The organism is Bradyrhizobium ferriligni (genome assembly GCF_056837965.1).
On the sequence record NZ_JBXEJO010000090.1, the window covers coordinates 1 to 15,557 of the forward strand.

16 protein-coding genes are annotated in these 15,557 nt (G+C 65.8%); 6 read left to right on the forward strand and 10 right to left on the reverse strand.

From position 1 onward, the window contains the following. Positions 1-118: 118 nt before the first annotated feature. The 5 genes from AC1VNY_RS36915 to AC1VNY_RS36935 form a co-directional block, all read right to left on the reverse strand. Positions 119-2,194: a 2Fe-2S iron-sulfur cluster-binding protein gene (locus tag AC1VNY_RS36915; RefSeq protein ID WP_482408854.1), complete on the reverse strand. Its 2,076-nt coding sequence runs from the start codon at positions 2,192-2,194 to the stop codon at positions 119-121. A 60-nt stretch (positions 2,195-2,254) separates the two neighbouring features. Further along, positions 2,255-2,869 (reverse strand): glutathione S-transferase family protein, encoded by a 615-nt coding sequence (locus tag AC1VNY_RS36920; protein WP_482408855.1) that lies wholly within the window; start codon positions 2,867-2,869, stop codon positions 2,255-2,257. A gap of 205 nt (positions 2,870-3,074) precedes the next feature. Next, entirely contained in the window at positions 3,075-3,488 is a 414-nt protein-coding gene (locus tag AC1VNY_RS36925) for a Rieske (2Fe-2S) protein (protein ID WP_173638671.1), read from the reverse strand. A 255-nt stretch (positions 3,489-3,743) separates the two neighbouring features. Beyond that, a complete protein-coding gene (locus AC1VNY_RS36930) occupies positions 3,744-4,856 on the reverse strand; it encodes an amidohydrolase family protein (protein WP_482408856.1) in 1,113 nt (370 codons plus the stop codon). Between the two features lie 21 nt (positions 4,857-4,877). Then, positions 4,878-5,942 carry an amidohydrolase family protein gene (locus AC1VNY_RS36935; protein ID WP_482408879.1) on the reverse strand — a complete coding sequence of 355 codons (1,065 nt, stop codon included), beginning with the start codon at positions 5,940-5,942 and terminating at the stop codon, positions 4,878-4,880. A 234-nt stretch (positions 5,943-6,176) separates the two neighbouring features. On the opposite strand from AC1VNY_RS36935, the gene AC1VNY_RS36940 reads away from it, so the two are divergent. Continuing rightward, positions 6,177-6,656 (forward strand): hypothetical protein, encoded by a 480-nt coding sequence (locus AC1VNY_RS36940; RefSeq protein ID WP_482408857.1) that lies wholly within the window; start codon positions 6,177-6,179, stop codon positions 6,654-6,656. Between the two features lie 7 nt (positions 6,657-6,663). Here AC1VNY_RS36940 and AC1VNY_RS36945 read toward each other — a convergent pair whose 3' ends face one another. After that, the gene (locus tag AC1VNY_RS36945) at positions 6,664-7,377 is read right to left on the reverse strand and encodes a DJ-1/PfpI family protein (protein ID WP_482408858.1); all 714 of its coding nucleotides are present in this window, start codon (positions 7,375-7,377) and stop codon (positions 6,664-6,666) included. Between the two features lie 64 nt (positions 7,378-7,441). On the opposite strand from AC1VNY_RS36945, the gene AC1VNY_RS36950 reads away from it, so the two are divergent. After that, positions 7,442-8,437: a GlxA family transcriptional regulator gene (locus AC1VNY_RS36950; RefSeq protein ID WP_482408859.1), complete on the forward strand. Its 996-nt coding sequence runs from the start codon at positions 7,442-7,444 to the stop codon at positions 8,435-8,437. Between the two features lie 52 nt (positions 8,438-8,489). Here the strand turns inward: AC1VNY_RS36950 and AC1VNY_RS36955 are convergent, their stop codons facing one another. Both AC1VNY_RS36955 and AC1VNY_RS36960 read right to left on the reverse strand, forming a co-directional pair. Further along, positions 8,490-9,038: a carboxymuconolactone decarboxylase family protein gene (locus AC1VNY_RS36955; protein ID WP_482408860.1), complete on the reverse strand. Its 549-nt coding sequence runs from the start codon at positions 9,036-9,038 to the stop codon at positions 8,490-8,492. 192 nt (positions 9,039-9,230) lie between these two features. Further along, positions 9,231-10,145 (reverse strand): LysR family transcriptional regulator, encoded by a 915-nt coding sequence (locus AC1VNY_RS36960; protein ID WP_482408880.1) that lies wholly within the window; start codon positions 10,143-10,145, stop codon positions 9,231-9,233. A gap of 116 nt (positions 10,146-10,261) precedes the next feature. On the opposite strand from AC1VNY_RS36960, the gene AC1VNY_RS36965 reads away from it, so the two are divergent. The 3 genes from AC1VNY_RS36965 to rnk all read left to right on the forward strand — a co-directional run bounded on the left by AC1VNY_RS36965 (position 10,262) and on the right by rnk (position 12,079). Then, positions 10,262-10,828, forward strand: coding sequence for a chromate transporter (locus tag AC1VNY_RS36965; protein WP_482408861.1), 567 nt, complete (start codon positions 10,262-10,264; stop codon positions 10,826-10,828). Continuing rightward, the gene (locus AC1VNY_RS36970) at positions 10,825-11,355 is read left to right on the forward strand and encodes a chromate transporter (protein ID WP_038384313.1); all 531 of its coding nucleotides are present in this window, start codon (positions 10,825-10,827) and stop codon (positions 11,353-11,355) included. The genes AC1VNY_RS36965 and AC1VNY_RS36970 overlap by 4 nt, the downstream gene beginning before the upstream one ends. A gap of 304 nt (positions 11,356-11,659) precedes the next feature. Further along, the gene (gene rnk, locus AC1VNY_RS36975; protein ID WP_482408862.1) at positions 11,660-12,079 is read left to right on the forward strand and encodes a nucleoside diphosphate kinase regulator; all 420 of its coding nucleotides are present in this window, start codon (positions 11,660-11,662) and stop codon (positions 12,077-12,079) included. A gap of 300 nt (positions 12,080-12,379) precedes the next feature. Here the strand turns inward: rnk and AC1VNY_RS36980 are convergent, their stop codons facing one another. Beyond that, positions 12,380-12,574, reverse strand: a complete 195-nt coding sequence (locus tag AC1VNY_RS36980; protein WP_482408863.1) for a hypothetical protein — start codon at positions 12,572-12,574, stop codon at positions 12,380-12,382. 139 nt (positions 12,575-12,713) lie between these two features. Continuing rightward, positions 12,714-13,778: a ketopantoate reductase family protein gene (locus AC1VNY_RS36985; protein ID WP_482408864.1), complete on the reverse strand. Its 1,065-nt coding sequence runs from the start codon at positions 13,776-13,778 to the stop codon at positions 12,714-12,716. Positions 13,779-14,024: 246 nt separating this feature from the next. On the opposite strand from AC1VNY_RS36985, the gene AC1VNY_RS36990 reads away from it, so the two are divergent. Next, the gene (locus AC1VNY_RS36990) at positions 14,025-15,251 is read left to right on the forward strand and encodes a TetR/AcrR family transcriptional regulator (protein ID WP_482408865.1); all 1,227 of its coding nucleotides are present in this window, start codon (positions 14,025-14,027) and stop codon (positions 15,249-15,251) included. Positions 15,252-15,557: the final 306 nt, after the last annotated feature.

Here is a 15,557-nt window from a genome sequence, read left to right on the forward strand (position 1 = left end):
CACCCCAACCCTCCCCCGCAAGCGGGAGAGGGCGCGCACCACCTTCCGGTGTCAACCTCATCTCATCATGCCTTAGGCGACCAAGCTGCGCAGGCCGGTGTCCTGCCGGCGCGGCTGATCAGAGATCAAGCTGGATCCGGTCCTCGCCGTCGGCCTCCGGCTTCGCCGGCACGGCGCAGCAGATCAGCACCTCGTCATCGGCCACCTCGGCGGCGGGCTGCTTCGCATAGGTCACGGCGCCTGCCAGCAATCGGGTTCGGCAGGTTCCGCAATTGCCTTCGCGACAGCTGAAGGCGGGGCTGAGGCCGCGCGCTTCCGCCAGTTCGAGCAGCGTCCCCGCCTCCGGCGTCCAGCGCGCCTCCTTCATCGATGTGGTGAAGGCGACCGGGATCGGCATCGTCGCCGGCGGCCGGCGCGGCGGCGCTGCAGTGACGAGGTCGGGCTTCCTCACCAGCGATGAAGGACCGAAGGCTTCGGCGTGAATCCTGCGGTCGGCAATGTTGTAGCCGCGCAGGGCGTCGTAGAGCGATTGGGTGAACTGCGGCGGCCCGCACAGATAGAAGTCATAGTCGTTGAACGGCAGGACGCGCGACAACAGCGCCATGTCGATCCGTCCCGCGGCGTCGTAGTCCACGCCCTGCTCGGCGCCGTCGACATCGCCGAGGACGCGGATGATCCGCAGCGCGCCGCCGGCGGCATCCACCAGCTGCTGCAATTCATCGCCGAACGCGCGGTCCTGCTTCGCATGCGCGGCCTGGATCAGGGTCGTCGGCCGGATGCCGCGGGTGCGCAGCCCTTCATAGACCACGTGGCGCAGCATCGCGAGCAGCGGCGTGATGCCGACACCGCCGGCGAGCAGCACCGCGGGCCGCTTCTCGCGCACATCAATCGTGAAGCCACCAGCCGGAGCGCGCGCTTCGATGATGTCGCCGACATGGATGGTGTCGTGGAGATGCTGCGATACGACACCGTCGCGCTTCACGCTGATGCGGTACATGCCATCCGACGGCGCGACCGACAGCGTGTAGGTGCGGATCACCGGCTTGTCGATACCGGGCAACGAGAGACGGATCGGCAAATGCTGTCCCGCCTGGTGCGGAAGCAGCCCCGCGCCGTCGTCCGGCTGCAAATGAAACGAGCGGATCGATCGGCTCTCGTCGACAATTTTGATGACCTTGAACGGCCGCCACTGCGTCGCGCGCTCGGCCGCGCGGATCCGCTCGGCGGTCTGCGCCCAGTCGCCGGTCATCAGCGAATTCGGCGACCAGCCTTCGGCCCGGAACCCCCAGCGCAGCGGCAGCGCGCCGCGCCTGCGCACCACACGGCGGGCACGGAAGCTCCACAGCCGCTCGGCGCCCTGGAACGCCGCGATCTCCGGCGAGTCCAGCATCACCTCGGCGTCACCGCTCAGCTGCAGCAAGTCGCCGGTTTCGAAATCGACAAACACCAGCCCGGCCTTGCCGTTGACGAGGATGTTGCCGAGCGTGTTGAAGAACAGATTGCCGGCGAAATCGGGAATCGTCAGCGTGCCGTCCTCGGCGACGCGGACGAAGCCCGCCCGGCCGCCGCGATGCGAGACGTCGACCTGGCGACGGTCCTCCCGCTCGGCATAGGACGCCACGAAGAACGTGTCGGCCGCCTTGATCGTGTCGCGCGCGGCTTGATCGAGCGTCGTGCTTTCCTCGATCTCTCCCGCAAAAGGTTCATCCGGCGCGCGCACGAAGGCAAAATCGCGCAGCTGGATATACTGCGCGCAATTGCCAAAGCTCTGATCGAGCTCGAAGCTGAGCGCCTCGCCTGATGCCGCGCGCAGCAGCCCGTTCGCACGGTTGCGGCGCCGGGTGTGCAGTTCGATTCCCAACAGTCCGATCGCATCGCCCGCGCGCATGCCTTCGCTGACGGGATCGCTGGCGTCAGGCCGCGCATCGATCTCGAGGCTGCGCGGCGTCGGCGAGGAGATGAAGCCGGGCTTGCCGGCCAACAGCGAGGCCCAGGCGTCGCCGCTTCGGTCCACGCTGCCGACGACGATGAAGGGAATCTGCGCGAAGAAATCGCGATGCTGGTCAGGCATGAAGTCGCGCACCGCGCGCTGGCCGACAGCCTCCATCTTCTCGGCGACACCAACCTGCTGCTGGATCGCCTTTTCGCCGGCATGCCAGGTCGCGAGCTTGCGCTTGGTTCGTCTGTCGCTCATCGTATCGCCCTCCCCTTCGGGGTTGGACGGGCGCGCCCGACGGCACGCCCGGTCAGCACGTCACGCGGCCGCCAGACCGACAGGGGTCCTGGCGAAGGCCACGAAGCCCGGCAGCGCCTCGATCCGGCGCAGCCATGCGTTGACGCGCGCATAAGCGGAGAGATCGACATTGCCTTCGGGCGCGCTCGACAGATAGCTGTAGAGCGCAACGTCTGCGATCGTCGGCGCCGTGCCAACCAGCCAGTCGCGACCGGCGAGATGGGCCTCGAGCCGCTTCAGCAGCACATGCGCCCGCGCGATCACGTCGTCCGGATTGTGCTTTGCGCCGAACACCGTGATGAGGCGCGCCGCAGCGGGCCCAAACGCGAGATCGCCGGCAGCAACCGACAGCCAGCGCTGGACCGCGGCAGCGCCCTTTGCATCCTGCGGCAGCCAGTCGGTGCGGCTGAGCTTGGTCGCGAGATAGACCAGGATCGCGTTGGAGTCTGAGATGATGACGCCGTCATCATCGAGCACCGGCACCTGGCCGAACGGGTTGAGCGCGAGATATTCCGGCCGCTTCTGCGCGGCGGACTTGAGGTCGACGTCAACCAGTTCGTGCGGAATTCCCAGCAGGGACAAAAACAGCCGCGCGCGGTGCGCGTGGCCGGAGAGAGCGAAGTGATAGAGCTTCATGTGCCGTTCCTGATGTGGGGGACGGGTTCATTCCCGACCGCCAACCCAAGGTGGCCCATTGCAGCGGTTATTATAATTGTCGCAATCTGAACTTCATTATTGCATAATCCGCAATAACCTTATCTGTGTTACGGCCGGGCTTGTCCCGGGCATGACGAGGTCCGCGGCGGCGCGCACGATCGCACGAACCGCGCCAACGCGCCGGCTAGACCTCAACGATCACGTAATTGTCCTCGATGTGCACCGGGAACGTCTCGGCGACATACGGCCCCTTCTGCAACTCGGCGCCGCTCTCGACCGCGACCGGATAGGAGCGGATCCTGAACCGCTTGGGATCGAACCAGGACTGCCCGTTGCGCATGTCGAATTCCCAGCCGTGCCACGGACAGCGCAGCATCTCGCCAACGCGGTCGCGCTGATAGATGCCGGGCTCCGGCGAGGTCAGGCGCGCGACGCAGGCCGCCTTCTCCAGCGGCGCGCCTTCGTGCGGGCAGCGATTGAGCAGCGCGAAGAACTCGCCATTGACGTGGAACACGACGATGTCGCGGCCCTCGAGGCCGAACACCTTGTTGCCGCCGGCCGGAATCTCACTGGTGCGCGCGACGATGTGACGGGTCATCGGAATCCTGGAGCGGGGTGAGGTCAGGTTGAAACGGTCTCGCAACAGGCGCCCTGCACCTCTCCCGCTTGCGGGGGTCGAGACGAGCGAAGCTCGCTCTTAGGTCGTATCGCATCGTTGGATGCGATACGGGTGGGGGCTCTCTCCACGTGAAGAGTGTCTCGAGCGGCGACACCCCCACCCCAGCCCTCCCCCGCAAGCGGGAGAGGGAGCGCAGTTCCGTCGCGGTTGCTGCTCGATCCAATCTCATCATACTCAGAACTTGTAAACCGCGCGGGCGTTGCTGTTGAAGATCTTGCGCCGCTCGGCCTCCGTCAGCGGTGTCTTGAAGGCGTAGCGCGCGTCGTCATAGTCCCAATGCGGATAGTCCGACGAGAACAACAGCCGGTCGATGCCGACCCATTCGATCAGCTGCCGCAGGTGCCTGGCTTCATCCGGCTCGTCGATCGGCTGGGTCGTGAACCAGAAATGCTCCTTCACATACTCGCTCGGCTTGCGCTTCAGATGCGGCACCTCGCTGCGGAAGCGTTCGAAGTGCTGATCCATCCGCCACATCGTCGCGGGGATCCAGCCGAAGCCGCCCTCGATGAACACGATCTTCAGTTTCGGGAAGCGCTCGGGAACACCTTCCAGCACCAGGCTGGTGAGATTCGAGGCCACCGTGTGTGCGTTCGACTGATGTTCCTCGCAATAATAGGACGGCCAGCCGCCGCCGGTCGGCGCATGCCCGCCATAGCCGCCGACATGGATGCCGAGCGGCAGGTCGAGCTCCTGCGCGCGTTCATAGATCGGCCAGTAGCGGCGGCGGCCGAGCGGCTCGTTGGCACGCGGCGAGACGTTGATCTGGATGTATTCGCCAGTCCTGGCGCAGCGCTCGATTTCGGCGAGGCCGAGGTCCGAGCCATCCTGCCCAACCAGGATCGAGGCCTTCAGGCGCGGATCGCGATGCGCCCAGAAGGCGAGTTGCCAGTCGTTGATGGCGCGCTGGATCGCGGCGCCGAATTCCAGATTCTGCTGCGAGAAGACGAAGAGGTCGAGCACCTGCAGGATGCCAAACTCGACGTCGAAGGGATCGAGATGCTGCTTGCGCATGAAATCGAGATCGGAGCCCGGCACGCCACCGGTCGGCGGCCAGGCGTCGCGCCGCGCGATCAGCGGCGAGGAACGCGGATACGGCGTGGTGCCGATATAGGGCGTGCGCAGGTGGCTGCCATATTCCTTCAGATGCTGCTGCCAGCGTTTTGGCAGGAACTCGTTGAGGTCGCTGTGCGCGTGAAGGCTTGGATGGATGTCGCAATCGATGATTCTGAGCCGCGACGCGGCGGTGGTCTCCTGGTCGAGCATCGGGCGGTCGATGACGTCACTCATGCGATCCTCCTTTGAATTTGGTCAGGCGTCGAGCTTCAAACGCGGGAACGTTTCAATCGGATTGTCCTCGCACATCCGCTGGACGAGGCTTTTCGGCAGATGCGGCGGGACCGGATCGTCGCCGTCGAACTGCCAGTGCGGATAGTCTGATGCGAACAGGAACATCTTGTCGGAGCCGATCTGGTCGACGATATCGGCAACGCCGGTTGCATCCAGCGGCGCGTCGAACGGCTGCATGGTGACACGGAAATGGTCGCGGATGATCGCGGCCGGCTCACGCTCCACCCACGGCACCTCGACGCGCACGCCGCGCCAGGTCTTGTTGGCGCGCCACATGAAGGCCGGCAGCCAGCTGACGCCCGACTCCATCAGCACGACGGTCAATCCCGGATACTTCCCGAACACGCCCTCATAGATCAGGCTCAATGTCTGCGCCTGGAACGCCTGCGCTTCCGCCAGATAATATTCGTAGCGATAGGACGGCCAGCCGATCGAGCTCGGCGCGCCGCGGTAGGCGCTGCCGGCGTGGATCGCGATCGGCAGCCTGTACTTCTCCGCGGCCTGGTAGATCGGCCAGTAATGCCGCCGGCCGAGCAGCGTCTCGCCTTGCGAGGGCACCAGCACCGAGACGAAGCGATTGTCGCCGGCGCGGCGCTCGATCTCCTCAACGGCAAGATCCGGCGCCTGGATCGGCACCACGATCGAGGCGCGCAGCCGCTTATCCCTGGCAAGCCACTCGGCTGCGATCCAGTCGTTGATCGCCTTGCAGAAGTCCGCGGCCATGTAGGAATCGAACACCGCCTGCGCGCCATAGACGACATTGCAGATGGCGTGGCTGGCGCCGAGCTGGTCGAATGCGCCGCGCTGCACCATGGCAAGATCGCTGCCGGGCTTGCTGCCGTCGGCCGGCCGCCAGTCGGCGCGGCCGGACAGCGGCATCGACGGCGGATAGGAATTGAGGTCGAGCCCGTCGATGGCGCGGCTGACGACCTGTTCCTTCCAGTGATCGCTGAGATAGGGCAGCAGCGTGGTGCGCGTTCCCCCCACCGCGGGATGGATGTCGCAGTCGATGCGCGTGGCCGCCATGGCGTTCCCCGGATTGATCTTCTTGTCGTCGTTGTTGGCGGCATCGCTGCCACGGATCGGACTGTGCCGCCGATGGCGCGATCGTGCAAGCGGGTCCACGCGGGGCCGCCCTGCCCTGTGCGCATCCGCGCCTCACGCGAAGTTGCGGGATCGCGTGTGAATGGCATCACCCTTGAGGTCACGAGACATGGTAGCGATTCCGCGCCGCGGAAAGCGCAGATACAGGAGATGGGAATGAGACTGGGCCGACTGACGATCCTCGCATGCTCAATGTCGCTGGCCGCGTCGGCCACATGGGCCGCGCCCGCGACCACCTCCGGTTCGGTCGCGCTGGCGCTCGCCGGCGTCGTGGCGCCCTACTCGCCGTTGCCGGCCAAGGAGAAGAAGGCGGTCGCCGCGTTCTTTGGCGGCGACAGCAACGTCCCCATCACCAGCAAGATCACCGTCACCGCCGACAAGGTCGTCTGCCGCGCCAGCAATGTCGCCATCACCTCGCGTTCATGCGAGCTGAGCTTCGGCAGCAAGACCCACACCGTGAAGGGCAGCGAAGCCAACGCGATCTACGCGACCGTGGCGCTGGCCGGCGTGCCGCCCGACGGCGCCGCGGGAACGATCTACGAGGCGCTGTCGAGACTGTCCTGCACGCTCGATCCAACAGTGATCAAGGACAAGGCCGGCGGCGGCGCCGATTGCAGCTTCGAGCCGGGAAACTAGTCCACGCTCAGTCTGCCTGCACGACGACACCCAGCCTCGCAGCCACGCGGCGCGCGGTCTCCTCCCGCTGCGCCGTGATCGCGCGCATGGCTTGCCGGGCCTGTTGAAGGATCGCGGGCGGCGCCGTCTCCGGCGTGCCGCTGTCGAACGGCGGCTCCGGTGCATAGGCCATGTAGAGCTGGATCGCCCGCGCGGCATCGTCGCCGCGCAATTCAGCGGCCAGTCGCAACGCTCCGTCGATGCCTGAGGTCACGCCGGCGGCAAAGATGTAGCTGCCGTCGATCACCACGCGCTCATTCACGGGAACGGCGCCGAAGAACGGCAACAGATGCAGCGAGGCCCAATGCGTCGTCGCCCTGCGTCCCTTCAACAGGCCGGCCGCTCCGCACAGCAGGGCGCCGGTACAGACCGAGAAGATGCGGCATCCGCCCGCCGCCTGCCGGCTGATCCAGCCGAGCACCTCCGCATCTTCCATCAAGGCTTCCTGACCGAACCCGCCGGGCACATGCAGCACATCGAGCGGCGGCGCCTCGGCCAGCGTCGCGTCGGGCAGCAGCTGCAATCCCTTGAGGTCCCGCACCGGCGCCATGGTCCTGGCATAGATGCGGCAGGTCGAATTCGGAATCCGCGACAGCACCTCGAACGGCCCGGTCAAATCGATTTGATCGACGCCTTCGAACAGCAGCGAACCGATCCGCAGATGAACATCGTGAGCAATCATCGAACTTCCCTCGAACTTCCCTTGCGCTATGGACAAAGCGAATCTAGCGCGGCAGGTTTCGGCGATGACGCCAACCAGCCCACGTTTTTCGCCAAATCGCCGCCGCTCGATCGAAGTGCTGGCCTATCCGGCGGTGCAGTTGCTCGACGTCACCGGGCCATTGCAGGTGTTCGCATCCGCCAATGCGTTGGCGGCCAAGGCAGGCGACGCCGAGCCATATGAAGTCCGCGTCGTTGCCAAGGCTGGCCCGAACGTCGAGTCGTCCGCAGGCGTCGGGCTCGCGGTGCATCCACTGCCCGCCATCGGCACCGCGGTCGACACGCTGGTGATTCCGGGCGGTGACGGCGTCAACGCGGCGGCGAACGATCGCATGCTGGTTGACTGGGTGTGCAAGCGCGCCGGGCAAGCGCGCCGCACCGCATCGGTCTGCACCGGCGCGTTCCTGCTCGCCGCATCCGGCGCCCTCGATGGCCGGCGCGCCGTGACCCATTGGCAATTTTGCGCAGAGCTCGCCGAGCGCTTTCCCGATGTCCGCGTCGAGCCCGATCCGATCTTCGTGCGCGACGGTTCGTTCTGGACGTCGGCCGGCGTCACCTCCGGCATCGATCTGGCGCTGGCGCTGGTGGAGGAGGATCTCGGCCGCACCGCGGCGCTTGCCGTCGCCCGCTATCTCGTGGTGTTTTTCAAGCGGCCGGGCGGACAGGCGCAATTCAGCGAAATCCTGTCGCTACAGGCAACCGACGACAGGTTCAGCGCGCTGCACGACTGGATCAGCAACCATCTGGCCGGCGACCTCTCGCTGTCGACGCTGGCGAAACAGGCCGGCATGAGCGAGCGCAGCTTCAGCCGCCATTACGCTGAAGCGACCGGGCTGACGCCGGCGCGCGCGATCGAGCGGCTCCGGGTCGAGGGCGCGCGGCATCTGCTCTCGGAAACGCGCCTGCCGATCAAGCGCATCTCGCAGCGCTGCGGCTTCGGGTCCGAGGAGACAATGCGCCGCAGCTTCCTGCGCCTGCTCTCGACCACGCCGCAGGACTACCGCGCCAGATTTGCGGTCTAAAGCGCACGCCGGCCGCATGGCCGACGTGCATTGTCGCTTGGGCGAAAACCTGTCAGCCGTTCCAGGCATGGTTCTGCAATCCCGCCTCCAACGGCGGATTGGTGACGCTGCCGGCGTAGTTGGTGATGGTCGACGCCGCCACGATGGTGATGACTTCGAGCACGAGGTCCTTGTAGAATCCGGCCGCCAGGAATCGTTCGATCTCCTCTTCGTCGAGCCGCCCGCGCTTCTCGATCAGCGACCGCGCCAGCGTCGAGAGCGCACCGAGTGTCTTGTCGGCAGGCGAGCGGCCGGCACGCATCGCATCGACATCGGCCGGATCGAGGCCAGCCTGCAAGCCGAGCGCGGAATGCAGCGCGACCGCCCAGGTGCAGCGATTGGTCACCGCATCGGTGAGCAGCACGGTCTGGATCTGCTGCTCGGTGAAGCTGCCGCCGTGAACCTTGTCGAAGATGCCGATGAAGCTCTGGATCAGCACGGGTGACGTCGCCATCGCCGCCGCAAGATTCGGGATCGTGCCAAACCGCGCCTCGACCTCGCGCAAGGCAGACCTCGAGGCTTCAGGAGCGGAGTCGAGCGTATGGACAGGAAAACGTGCCATCGGAGAATGCCTTTCGCGGCGTTGATTGAACCGGAGGCCTCCGGACGCAACTGAGCTGTTGCGGTCGACGCGCCGGCTTCAGGATTCGATGGGAGCTATCTAGCCGCGCCCTGACGCGTGCGTTCGCCAAACTCCCCACATTCCGCGCCACCGGCGGCAGCGGCGACGTTCAGCTTCGTCGCGCAGACTCCACTAACCGCCGCCGCGGTCCTTTACCCGCCGCGAGACGATCCCGAGCCGGCGGCCGAGCGTGCCGCCGGCGGGACCCTTCTTGCGTGCCAGCGCGAGCGGCGCGACGAGGCCCGTGGCGCGGTCGAGGCGGAGATAGGACACGCCGGCGGTCTCGAGCCGCGCCATCGATTCCGGCACGATCGAAATGCCGAGCCCCGCTGCGACGAGGCTGAGCGTCGACACCATCCGCGTCGCCTCCTGCGCCACCTTCGGGCTGAAGCCCGCGGCGCGGCAGGCGGCGATGATGCTGTCATAGAGGCCCGGCCCGGTCGGACGGCGGTAGAGGATCAGCGGCTCGTCGGCGAGCGAGGCCAGCGAAATCCGCCGCCGGGTGTCCTTGCGGGCGCGCGGATGATGGTCCGGCAATGCGACCACCATCTCCTCGTCGAGCAGATGCGTGATCGTGAGGGTCTCCAGCCGCTCGCTCGGCGCGCGCACGAATGCGGCATCGAGCCGATCGGCCTCGACGGCTTCGATCAGCTCGCCGGTCGAGGCCTCCTCGAGCGACAGCGTGATCGCCGGCGCGCGCTCGCGCATTTCGCGCATCACGCCGGTGACGAAGGGATGGAACGCGGCCGAAGAGGTGAAGCCGATGGCCAGTTGGCCTTCCTGGCCGCGGCTCGCGCGGCGCGCGGCCTCGACGGCGAGGTCGGCGTCGCGCAGGATCGCGCGCGCCTTTCCGACGAAGGCACGGCCGGCGGCGGTCAGCTCGACCCCGCGCGGCTGCCGACGAAACAGCGGCGCGCCGATCGCGGCTTCCAGGGCGCGGATCTGCTGGCTCAGCGGCGGCTGCTGGATGCCGAGGCGCGCGGCGGCGCGGGTGATATGGCCTTCCTCGGCCACCGCGACGGCATAGCGGAGATGGCGCAGTTCGATCATCGGCAATCCATATCGAAAAGATATGCGAATTCCCGTATCCATATATTGGATATTTGGCACGCGGCCAACTAGAGTCGTCGCAAAGAACAAATCGAACCGGAGCCGCCCCGCCGATGGACGCCATCCCCGCCGCGCAAACCACCAAGCATCACGAGCCTGATGTCGGCGAGTTGTTCACGGGCTTCTTCTTCCTCGGACTGACCGGCTTCGGCGGCGTGCTGCCGCTGGCGCGCCACATGATGGTGGAGAAGCGCGGCTGGCTCACCGGCGCGGAGTTCACCGACCTGCTCGGGCTGTGCCAGTTCCTGCCCGGCGGCAACATCATCAACATGTCGGTCGCGGTCGGGCTGAAGTTTCGCGGCATTCCCGGCGCATTCGCGGCGATCCTCGGCCTGATCGCGGTGCCGACCGCGGTCGTGATCGGCCTTGGTGTGATCTATGGCCGCTTCGCCGACGACCCGGTGGTCCGTCATCTGTTCGGCGGTCTTGCTGCCGCCGCAGCCGGACTGCTGATTTCCACAGCGATCAAGATCGCCTGGCCGCTGCGGCGCGATGTGCTCGGCCTGTTCATCGGCGCGCTCTGCGTGCTGGCGATCGCCGTGCTCCGATTGCCGCTGCTGCCGACCCTGCTGACGCTGGCGCCGCTCAGCATTGTACTCAGGTCGAGGCAGGCGTCATGAGTGCAACCCTCGTCACGCTTGCACTGATCTTCGCCGAGCTGTCGTTGCTCGCCTTTGGCGGCGGCAACACCATCCTGCCGGAGATGCAGCGTCAGGTGGTCGACGTCCATCACTGGATGACGGCGCAGGAATTCGGTGCGCTGTTCGCGCTGGCGCAGGCGGCACCCGGGCCGAACATGATGGTGGTGCCGCTGGTCGGCTGGCATGTCGCGGGCTTCTCCGGCGTGCTGGTGACGTCGCTCGCCAAGTTCGGGCCGTCGTCGCTGGTGACAGGCTTCGCGCTTCGGCTCTGGGAACGCTTCAAGGACCGGCCCTGGCGCCGCACCGTGCAGGCCGGGCTGGTTCCGGTCACCGCCGGGCTCGTCACCGCCAGCGCCATCGTCATTACCCACGCATCGGCCTCGAGCTGGGGCACGATCCTGATCGCGGCAATGGTCGCGATCGCCACCACCACGACGCGCATCCATCCGCTTGTCGCGCTTGCCGCCGGCGCGGTGCTCGGCCTGTCCGGCATCGGACAGCCCTGACGCCCGGCCTGTTTGCGGCGGTGGCGCGTCGTTCCACGCGGCCCGCGTGCGCGCTTTCGCCGCAATGGATGCGACGTCGCCAGCGGCTATGTTGATGGTGCCATGATCGACACGCTCCGCATCGACACCCGTATTGCGCGCCGCGAATTGCGCGCCGGACGTCTGCACGCAGGCAATTAGCCGGCCGGCGATCGCACGCCGTCCGGATTCCTCGACGCCATCAAATCATTTCAGTCCGTCGCGTCGCGAGATATCCGCGCGCCGGCGCTCGTGCGCCTCCGGTCAACCACAAAGATCAACCGACATGACCCGAACCATTCAGAGCAGCTTTACCGCCACGGCATTGCCGCCGATCGTGATCACCGCGAGCGAGGCGCATCGCCTCAGCGCGCTGGCCGATTCCAGCATGGCGGTGTTTCCCCGCGTCGCCCAGTTCCTCGCACGCGAGACGGACCGCGCCCAGCTCGTTGCCGACGACGCCGATTTGCATGACGTGGTCCGCATGGGCTCGCTCGTGCGCTACCGCGACGACGAGACCGGCGACGTCAGGGAAGTCGTGCTGGTCTACCCGCACGAAGCCGACATCGCGCTGCGGCGCATCTCGGTGCTGACGCCGGTCGGCGCCGCACTGATCGGATTGTCGGTCGGCCAGACGATCGATTTTCAGACACCGAGCCAGCAGACGCGTTCGGTGACGATTTTGGCCGTGAGGCATGAGGGCTAACGGTCGCTTCGCGTTGGTGACTAACTTCTCGTAAGGGAGCCACTGGCGGAAGAGCTCCCTCCCCCCTTGCGGGGGTCCGAGGCGAGCGAAGCTCGCTCTCGAGGCTGGGGAGAGGGGTGCGACACGGCACGCTCTCTCCATTCAGTAGAGCACACACGACACGTAGCCGAGATTGCGCGCTGACTTCATTTCGATCATCTCGCCCGGAGCCACCCCTCTCCCCACCTCTCCCGCAAGGGGAGAGGGAGCCTGACCGGCGTGCTCACCTCACATGCGCTATCGGAGTGCTGAACGTGTAGCTCACGCCGCCTGATGGCACTGCCCCATCTCGATCCCGTGCCGGCGCCCGCGGGCGATGCCCTCGGCGATCGCCTTCACGACGATCTCGGCGTCGTCGGGCGAAAGATGGTCGAGCGGCTGCCAGGCGCGCATGATATCGCGTGCGCGATCGAGGTCGCCGTAGATTGCAAGGAGAGGAAGCGATTTGCTCGACATGTCCGTTGCTCCCAACCGCAGCTGGGCGAGTCTATCTCATCTGGACAGGTCGAGCCATGCGTCCGGCAACCGCGATTGCGCGCATTGCCGATCGCCGATGCATGGCGAGGGCACGCATGCCCTCGCCAGCCCCATTCCGTCACTCCGCGCCGGAGCCGCCCTGCACGATCTTCTCGTTCAGCTTCTGATCGACGGTCTCGACCGTGCGGTCGATCTCGGTGCTCGGCGTGCCGAGCTGGTGCGAGATCAGCTTCACCAAGAGGTCGACGCGCTCGATGAAGGGCGCGCCGGCGGCGACCGCGCGGGCCGCCGATGACGGCTTGAGCAGGCTTTCGGCGGCCTTGGCGTATTTCGCGAACGGCACCTGATCAGCGGGATCGGCGCCGAGCTTGCGCGCGATGGCGTCGACATGATCATAGATCGCCTGCGAGCGCTTGAGGTCGCCGTGCACGGCGTCGCGGATCGACTGCGGCTCCGTCGGCGTGATGCAGCGATAATTGCCGGTCAGCAGCATCGACCACTTCGCCAGCGGCACGAACAGCGAATCGAACACCTTCAGCTTCACCGGAACGTCCTGGCCGTCGAGCGTCACCGCGTCGATGTCGGCTTCGAGCTCGCGCAGCACCTTGTTGTGCTTGTCGTCGGCGAAGGCGGAGGCCTTGAAGTTGGTCGGCAGGCCGACATGCAGCACGTTGGCCTTCTCCTCCGGCGGACGGAAGGCCTGCGGATCGGGCGAGCAGAGCGTGATGAGGCCCGGCTCGAAGCGCTCCCACACCTGCGCGTTGGTGTAGGCCTCCTCGAGGTCCATGCCGCCGAGTGCGGGGATCCGCTTCAGATACGGCAAGGGCGGCATGTTCATGATCGACAGGCAGGGCAGCTTCGCCGCCGCGATCTTGATCATCAGCACGCGAACCGTGTGGTTGGTGTATTGCGGCTCCTGCATCGCAAGGCCGACCATGTCGTAGCGCGACACGTCGACATCGGCGGGCGTGACAGCATCGAGCTTGCCCGGCAAATCGCGCGAGAAGATCGAGCGGTGCTCCTTCTCGTCGCGCAGCTTGATCCGCACCTCGGTGCCTTCGCGGTTGATCAGGTCGGCGGTGTTCTTGCGGCACACCAGGGACACGTTGTGACCCGCCATCAGCAGCTTGGTCCCCAGCAGGGAGCCGTAGGAAGCTCCCAAAATCAGAATGTTGCGCGCCATGCTCTCTCCAATAGCCCTCCTCACGAAAGGCTTGCTCTCCAAAATCCTGTCCGAAGCTGCTGCCGAACCGATGCCCGGTCGATATTGGCCGTCCCGCATCCACGGGCCGACGGTCGCCACATCACCAGACAATCAAGACCCGCTGGTGTATGGTATGCCACCGTCTATCGCAGATCGACAAGCGGCTGCCAAGGGGATTATCTCGCGTGCGGATTTTCGTTCCGCGATCAGGAAGGGCATTCGAGCTTGCAAGTCGCCGCCGACCCGACGGATCGGGCTGAAGAAATCCTCGTCTCAGCTTCCCGGCTGTTTGCCCGTCACTCCTATGCCAACGTGACGATGGAGCAGGTCGCAGCATCGGTGCAGGCCGTGCCGGGCGCGCTGTACCATTATTTCCGCGACAAGGAAGATCTGATCTTCCACTGCTATCTGCGGGGCCTTGCAATCTATCGGCACGAGATCGAGGCGGCCGCCGAGCCCGGCATCGACGGGCTCGAGATCATCAGGCGCTTCGTCCGCGGCAGGCTGCGGCCCGAAGGCCAGCGCATGATCCTGTTCAGTGATATCGATGCGCTGGCCGCGCCCTACAGCAGTGAGGTCCACGCCAAGCGCTGGCAGAACGCCGCACTGCTGGCGGACGTTCTGAAACGCGGCGTTGCCGACGGCTCGATCGCCTGCGACGAACCGCTGCTCACGGCGGTGGCGCTGATCTCGATCCTCGACTGGGTGCCGTTCTGGCTGTCCGAACGCGACTACTACACGCGCCAGCAGGCGATCGATGCGATCGACGACATCATCACGCACGGCGTCTACCGGCGCGAGATCGTGCTTCCCAAAATGCCCGAGGCGCTCAGCCTCGCCCCGTTCCTCGAGGCTCGCACAGCGCTGAACAAGCGGGCCGCAAAGTTCGACCGGATGCTGTCGATTGCCTCCGACAGTTTCAATCGCAGGGGCGCGTCGGGCACGTCGCTCGAGAGCATCGCCGTGGATGCGGGCATGACCCGCGCCGGCATCTACTATCACTTCAGCGAAAAGGAGAGCCTGCTGCTGGCCTGCCTGCGACGCGGGCTCGCCGGCGAAGTCAGCATTCGCGAGCATCTGCAAGAGCACAGCCTGGGGGCATTCGATCACATCGTGCAGCGAATCCGCCTGCTGTTGATGCTGCACGACACGCCCTGCGGCCCCAAGGCGACCTACCACAACATCAACTATCTCAACGACGCAGACCGAAAAGCCTATGTCGGAGACGTGCTGGCGACGATCCGGCAAGACCAGAACAGCTATCAGCGCTGGATCGACGAGGGCCGTTTCCGCCGCATCGATACCTATTTCGCGGAGCGCATTCTCACCGGAATGGGCCACTGGTATCCGATCTGGTTCAAGACCCGGCGTGACTGGTCTCCAGCCGAGATCGCCGATCATTTCGCGCGGCTCTTCCTCGCGGGCCTCAAGCCGCGCCGACATCCGGGCTAGATCCGCCACGGCAGCTATCCAGCTTTCTCCTTCCCCCTGAAAGGGGGAAGGTCGGGATGGCGGTCAGCGACAGGCTATGCTGGATGCGGAGAGAGCCGATCCCCACCCGCTTCGCTCTGACGAGCGAAGCGACCTCCCCTTTTCAAGGGGAGATTTTGAGGCAGGCCCGGACGACATCAGTTCCAAAGGTGAACCGGCGCGAGAGGGACCGCAGCTTCATCCAAAAGTTTACCTGTAATTCAAAACAGCGCCCGATTCCGACGATATATAGCCTATAACATCATAATACCTCCTGCTAAAACTTGA

Bases quoted from the DNA above. Each gene is read 5' to 3' on its own strand.
- AC1VNY_RS36935 (WP_482408879.1), bottom strand. From the start codon at position 5,942: ATGGCGGCCACGCGCATCGACTGCGACATCCATCCCGCGGTGGGGGGA.
- AC1VNY_RS36920 (WP_482408855.1), bottom strand. From the start codon at position 2,869: ATGAAGCTCTATCACTTCGCTCTCTCCGGCCACGCGCACCGCGCGCGG.
- AC1VNY_RS36970 (WP_038384313.1), top strand. From the start codon at position 10,825: ATGAGTGCAACCCTCGTCACGCTTGCACTGATCTTCGCCGAGCTGTCG.
- AC1VNY_RS36925 (WP_173638671.1), bottom strand. From the start codon at position 3,488: ATGACCCGTCACATCGTCGCGCGCACCAGTGAGATTCCGGCCGGCGGC.
- AC1VNY_RS36940 (WP_482408857.1), top strand. From the start codon at position 6,177: ATGAGACTGGGCCGACTGACGATCCTCGCATGCTCAATGTCGCTGGCC.
- AC1VNY_RS36950 (WP_482408859.1), top strand. From the start codon at position 7,442: ATGACGCCAACCAGCCCACGTTTTTCGCCAAATCGCCGCCGCTCGATC.
- AC1VNY_RS36965 (WP_482408861.1), top strand. From the start codon at position 10,262: ATGGACGCCATCCCCGCCGCGCAAACCACCAAGCATCACGAGCCTGAT.
- AC1VNY_RS36930 (WP_482408856.1), bottom strand. From the start codon at position 4,856: ATGAGTGACGTCATCGACCGCCCGATGCTCGACCAGGAGACCACCGCC.
- rnk (WP_482408862.1), top strand. From the start codon at position 11,660: ATGACCCGAACCATTCAGAGCAGCTTTACCGCCACGGCATTGCCGCCG.
- AC1VNY_RS36915 (WP_482408854.1), bottom strand. From the start codon at position 2,194: ATGAGCGACAGACGAACCAAGCGCAAGCTCGCGACCTGGCATGCCGGC.
- AC1VNY_RS36945 (WP_482408858.1), bottom strand. From the start codon at position 7,377: ATGATTGCTCACGATGTTCATCTGCGGATCGGTTCGCTGCTGTTCGAA.
- AC1VNY_RS36980 (WP_482408863.1), bottom strand. From the start codon at position 12,574: ATGTCGAGCAAATCGCTTCCTCTCCTTGCAATCTACGGCGACCTCGAT.
- AC1VNY_RS36985 (WP_482408864.1), bottom strand. From the start codon at position 13,778: ATGGCGCGCAACATTCTGATTTTGGGAGCTTCCTACGGCTCCCTGCTG.
- AC1VNY_RS36955 (WP_482408860.1), bottom strand. From the start codon at position 9,038: ATGGCACGTTTTCCTGTCCATACGCTCGACTCCGCTCCTGAAGCCTCG.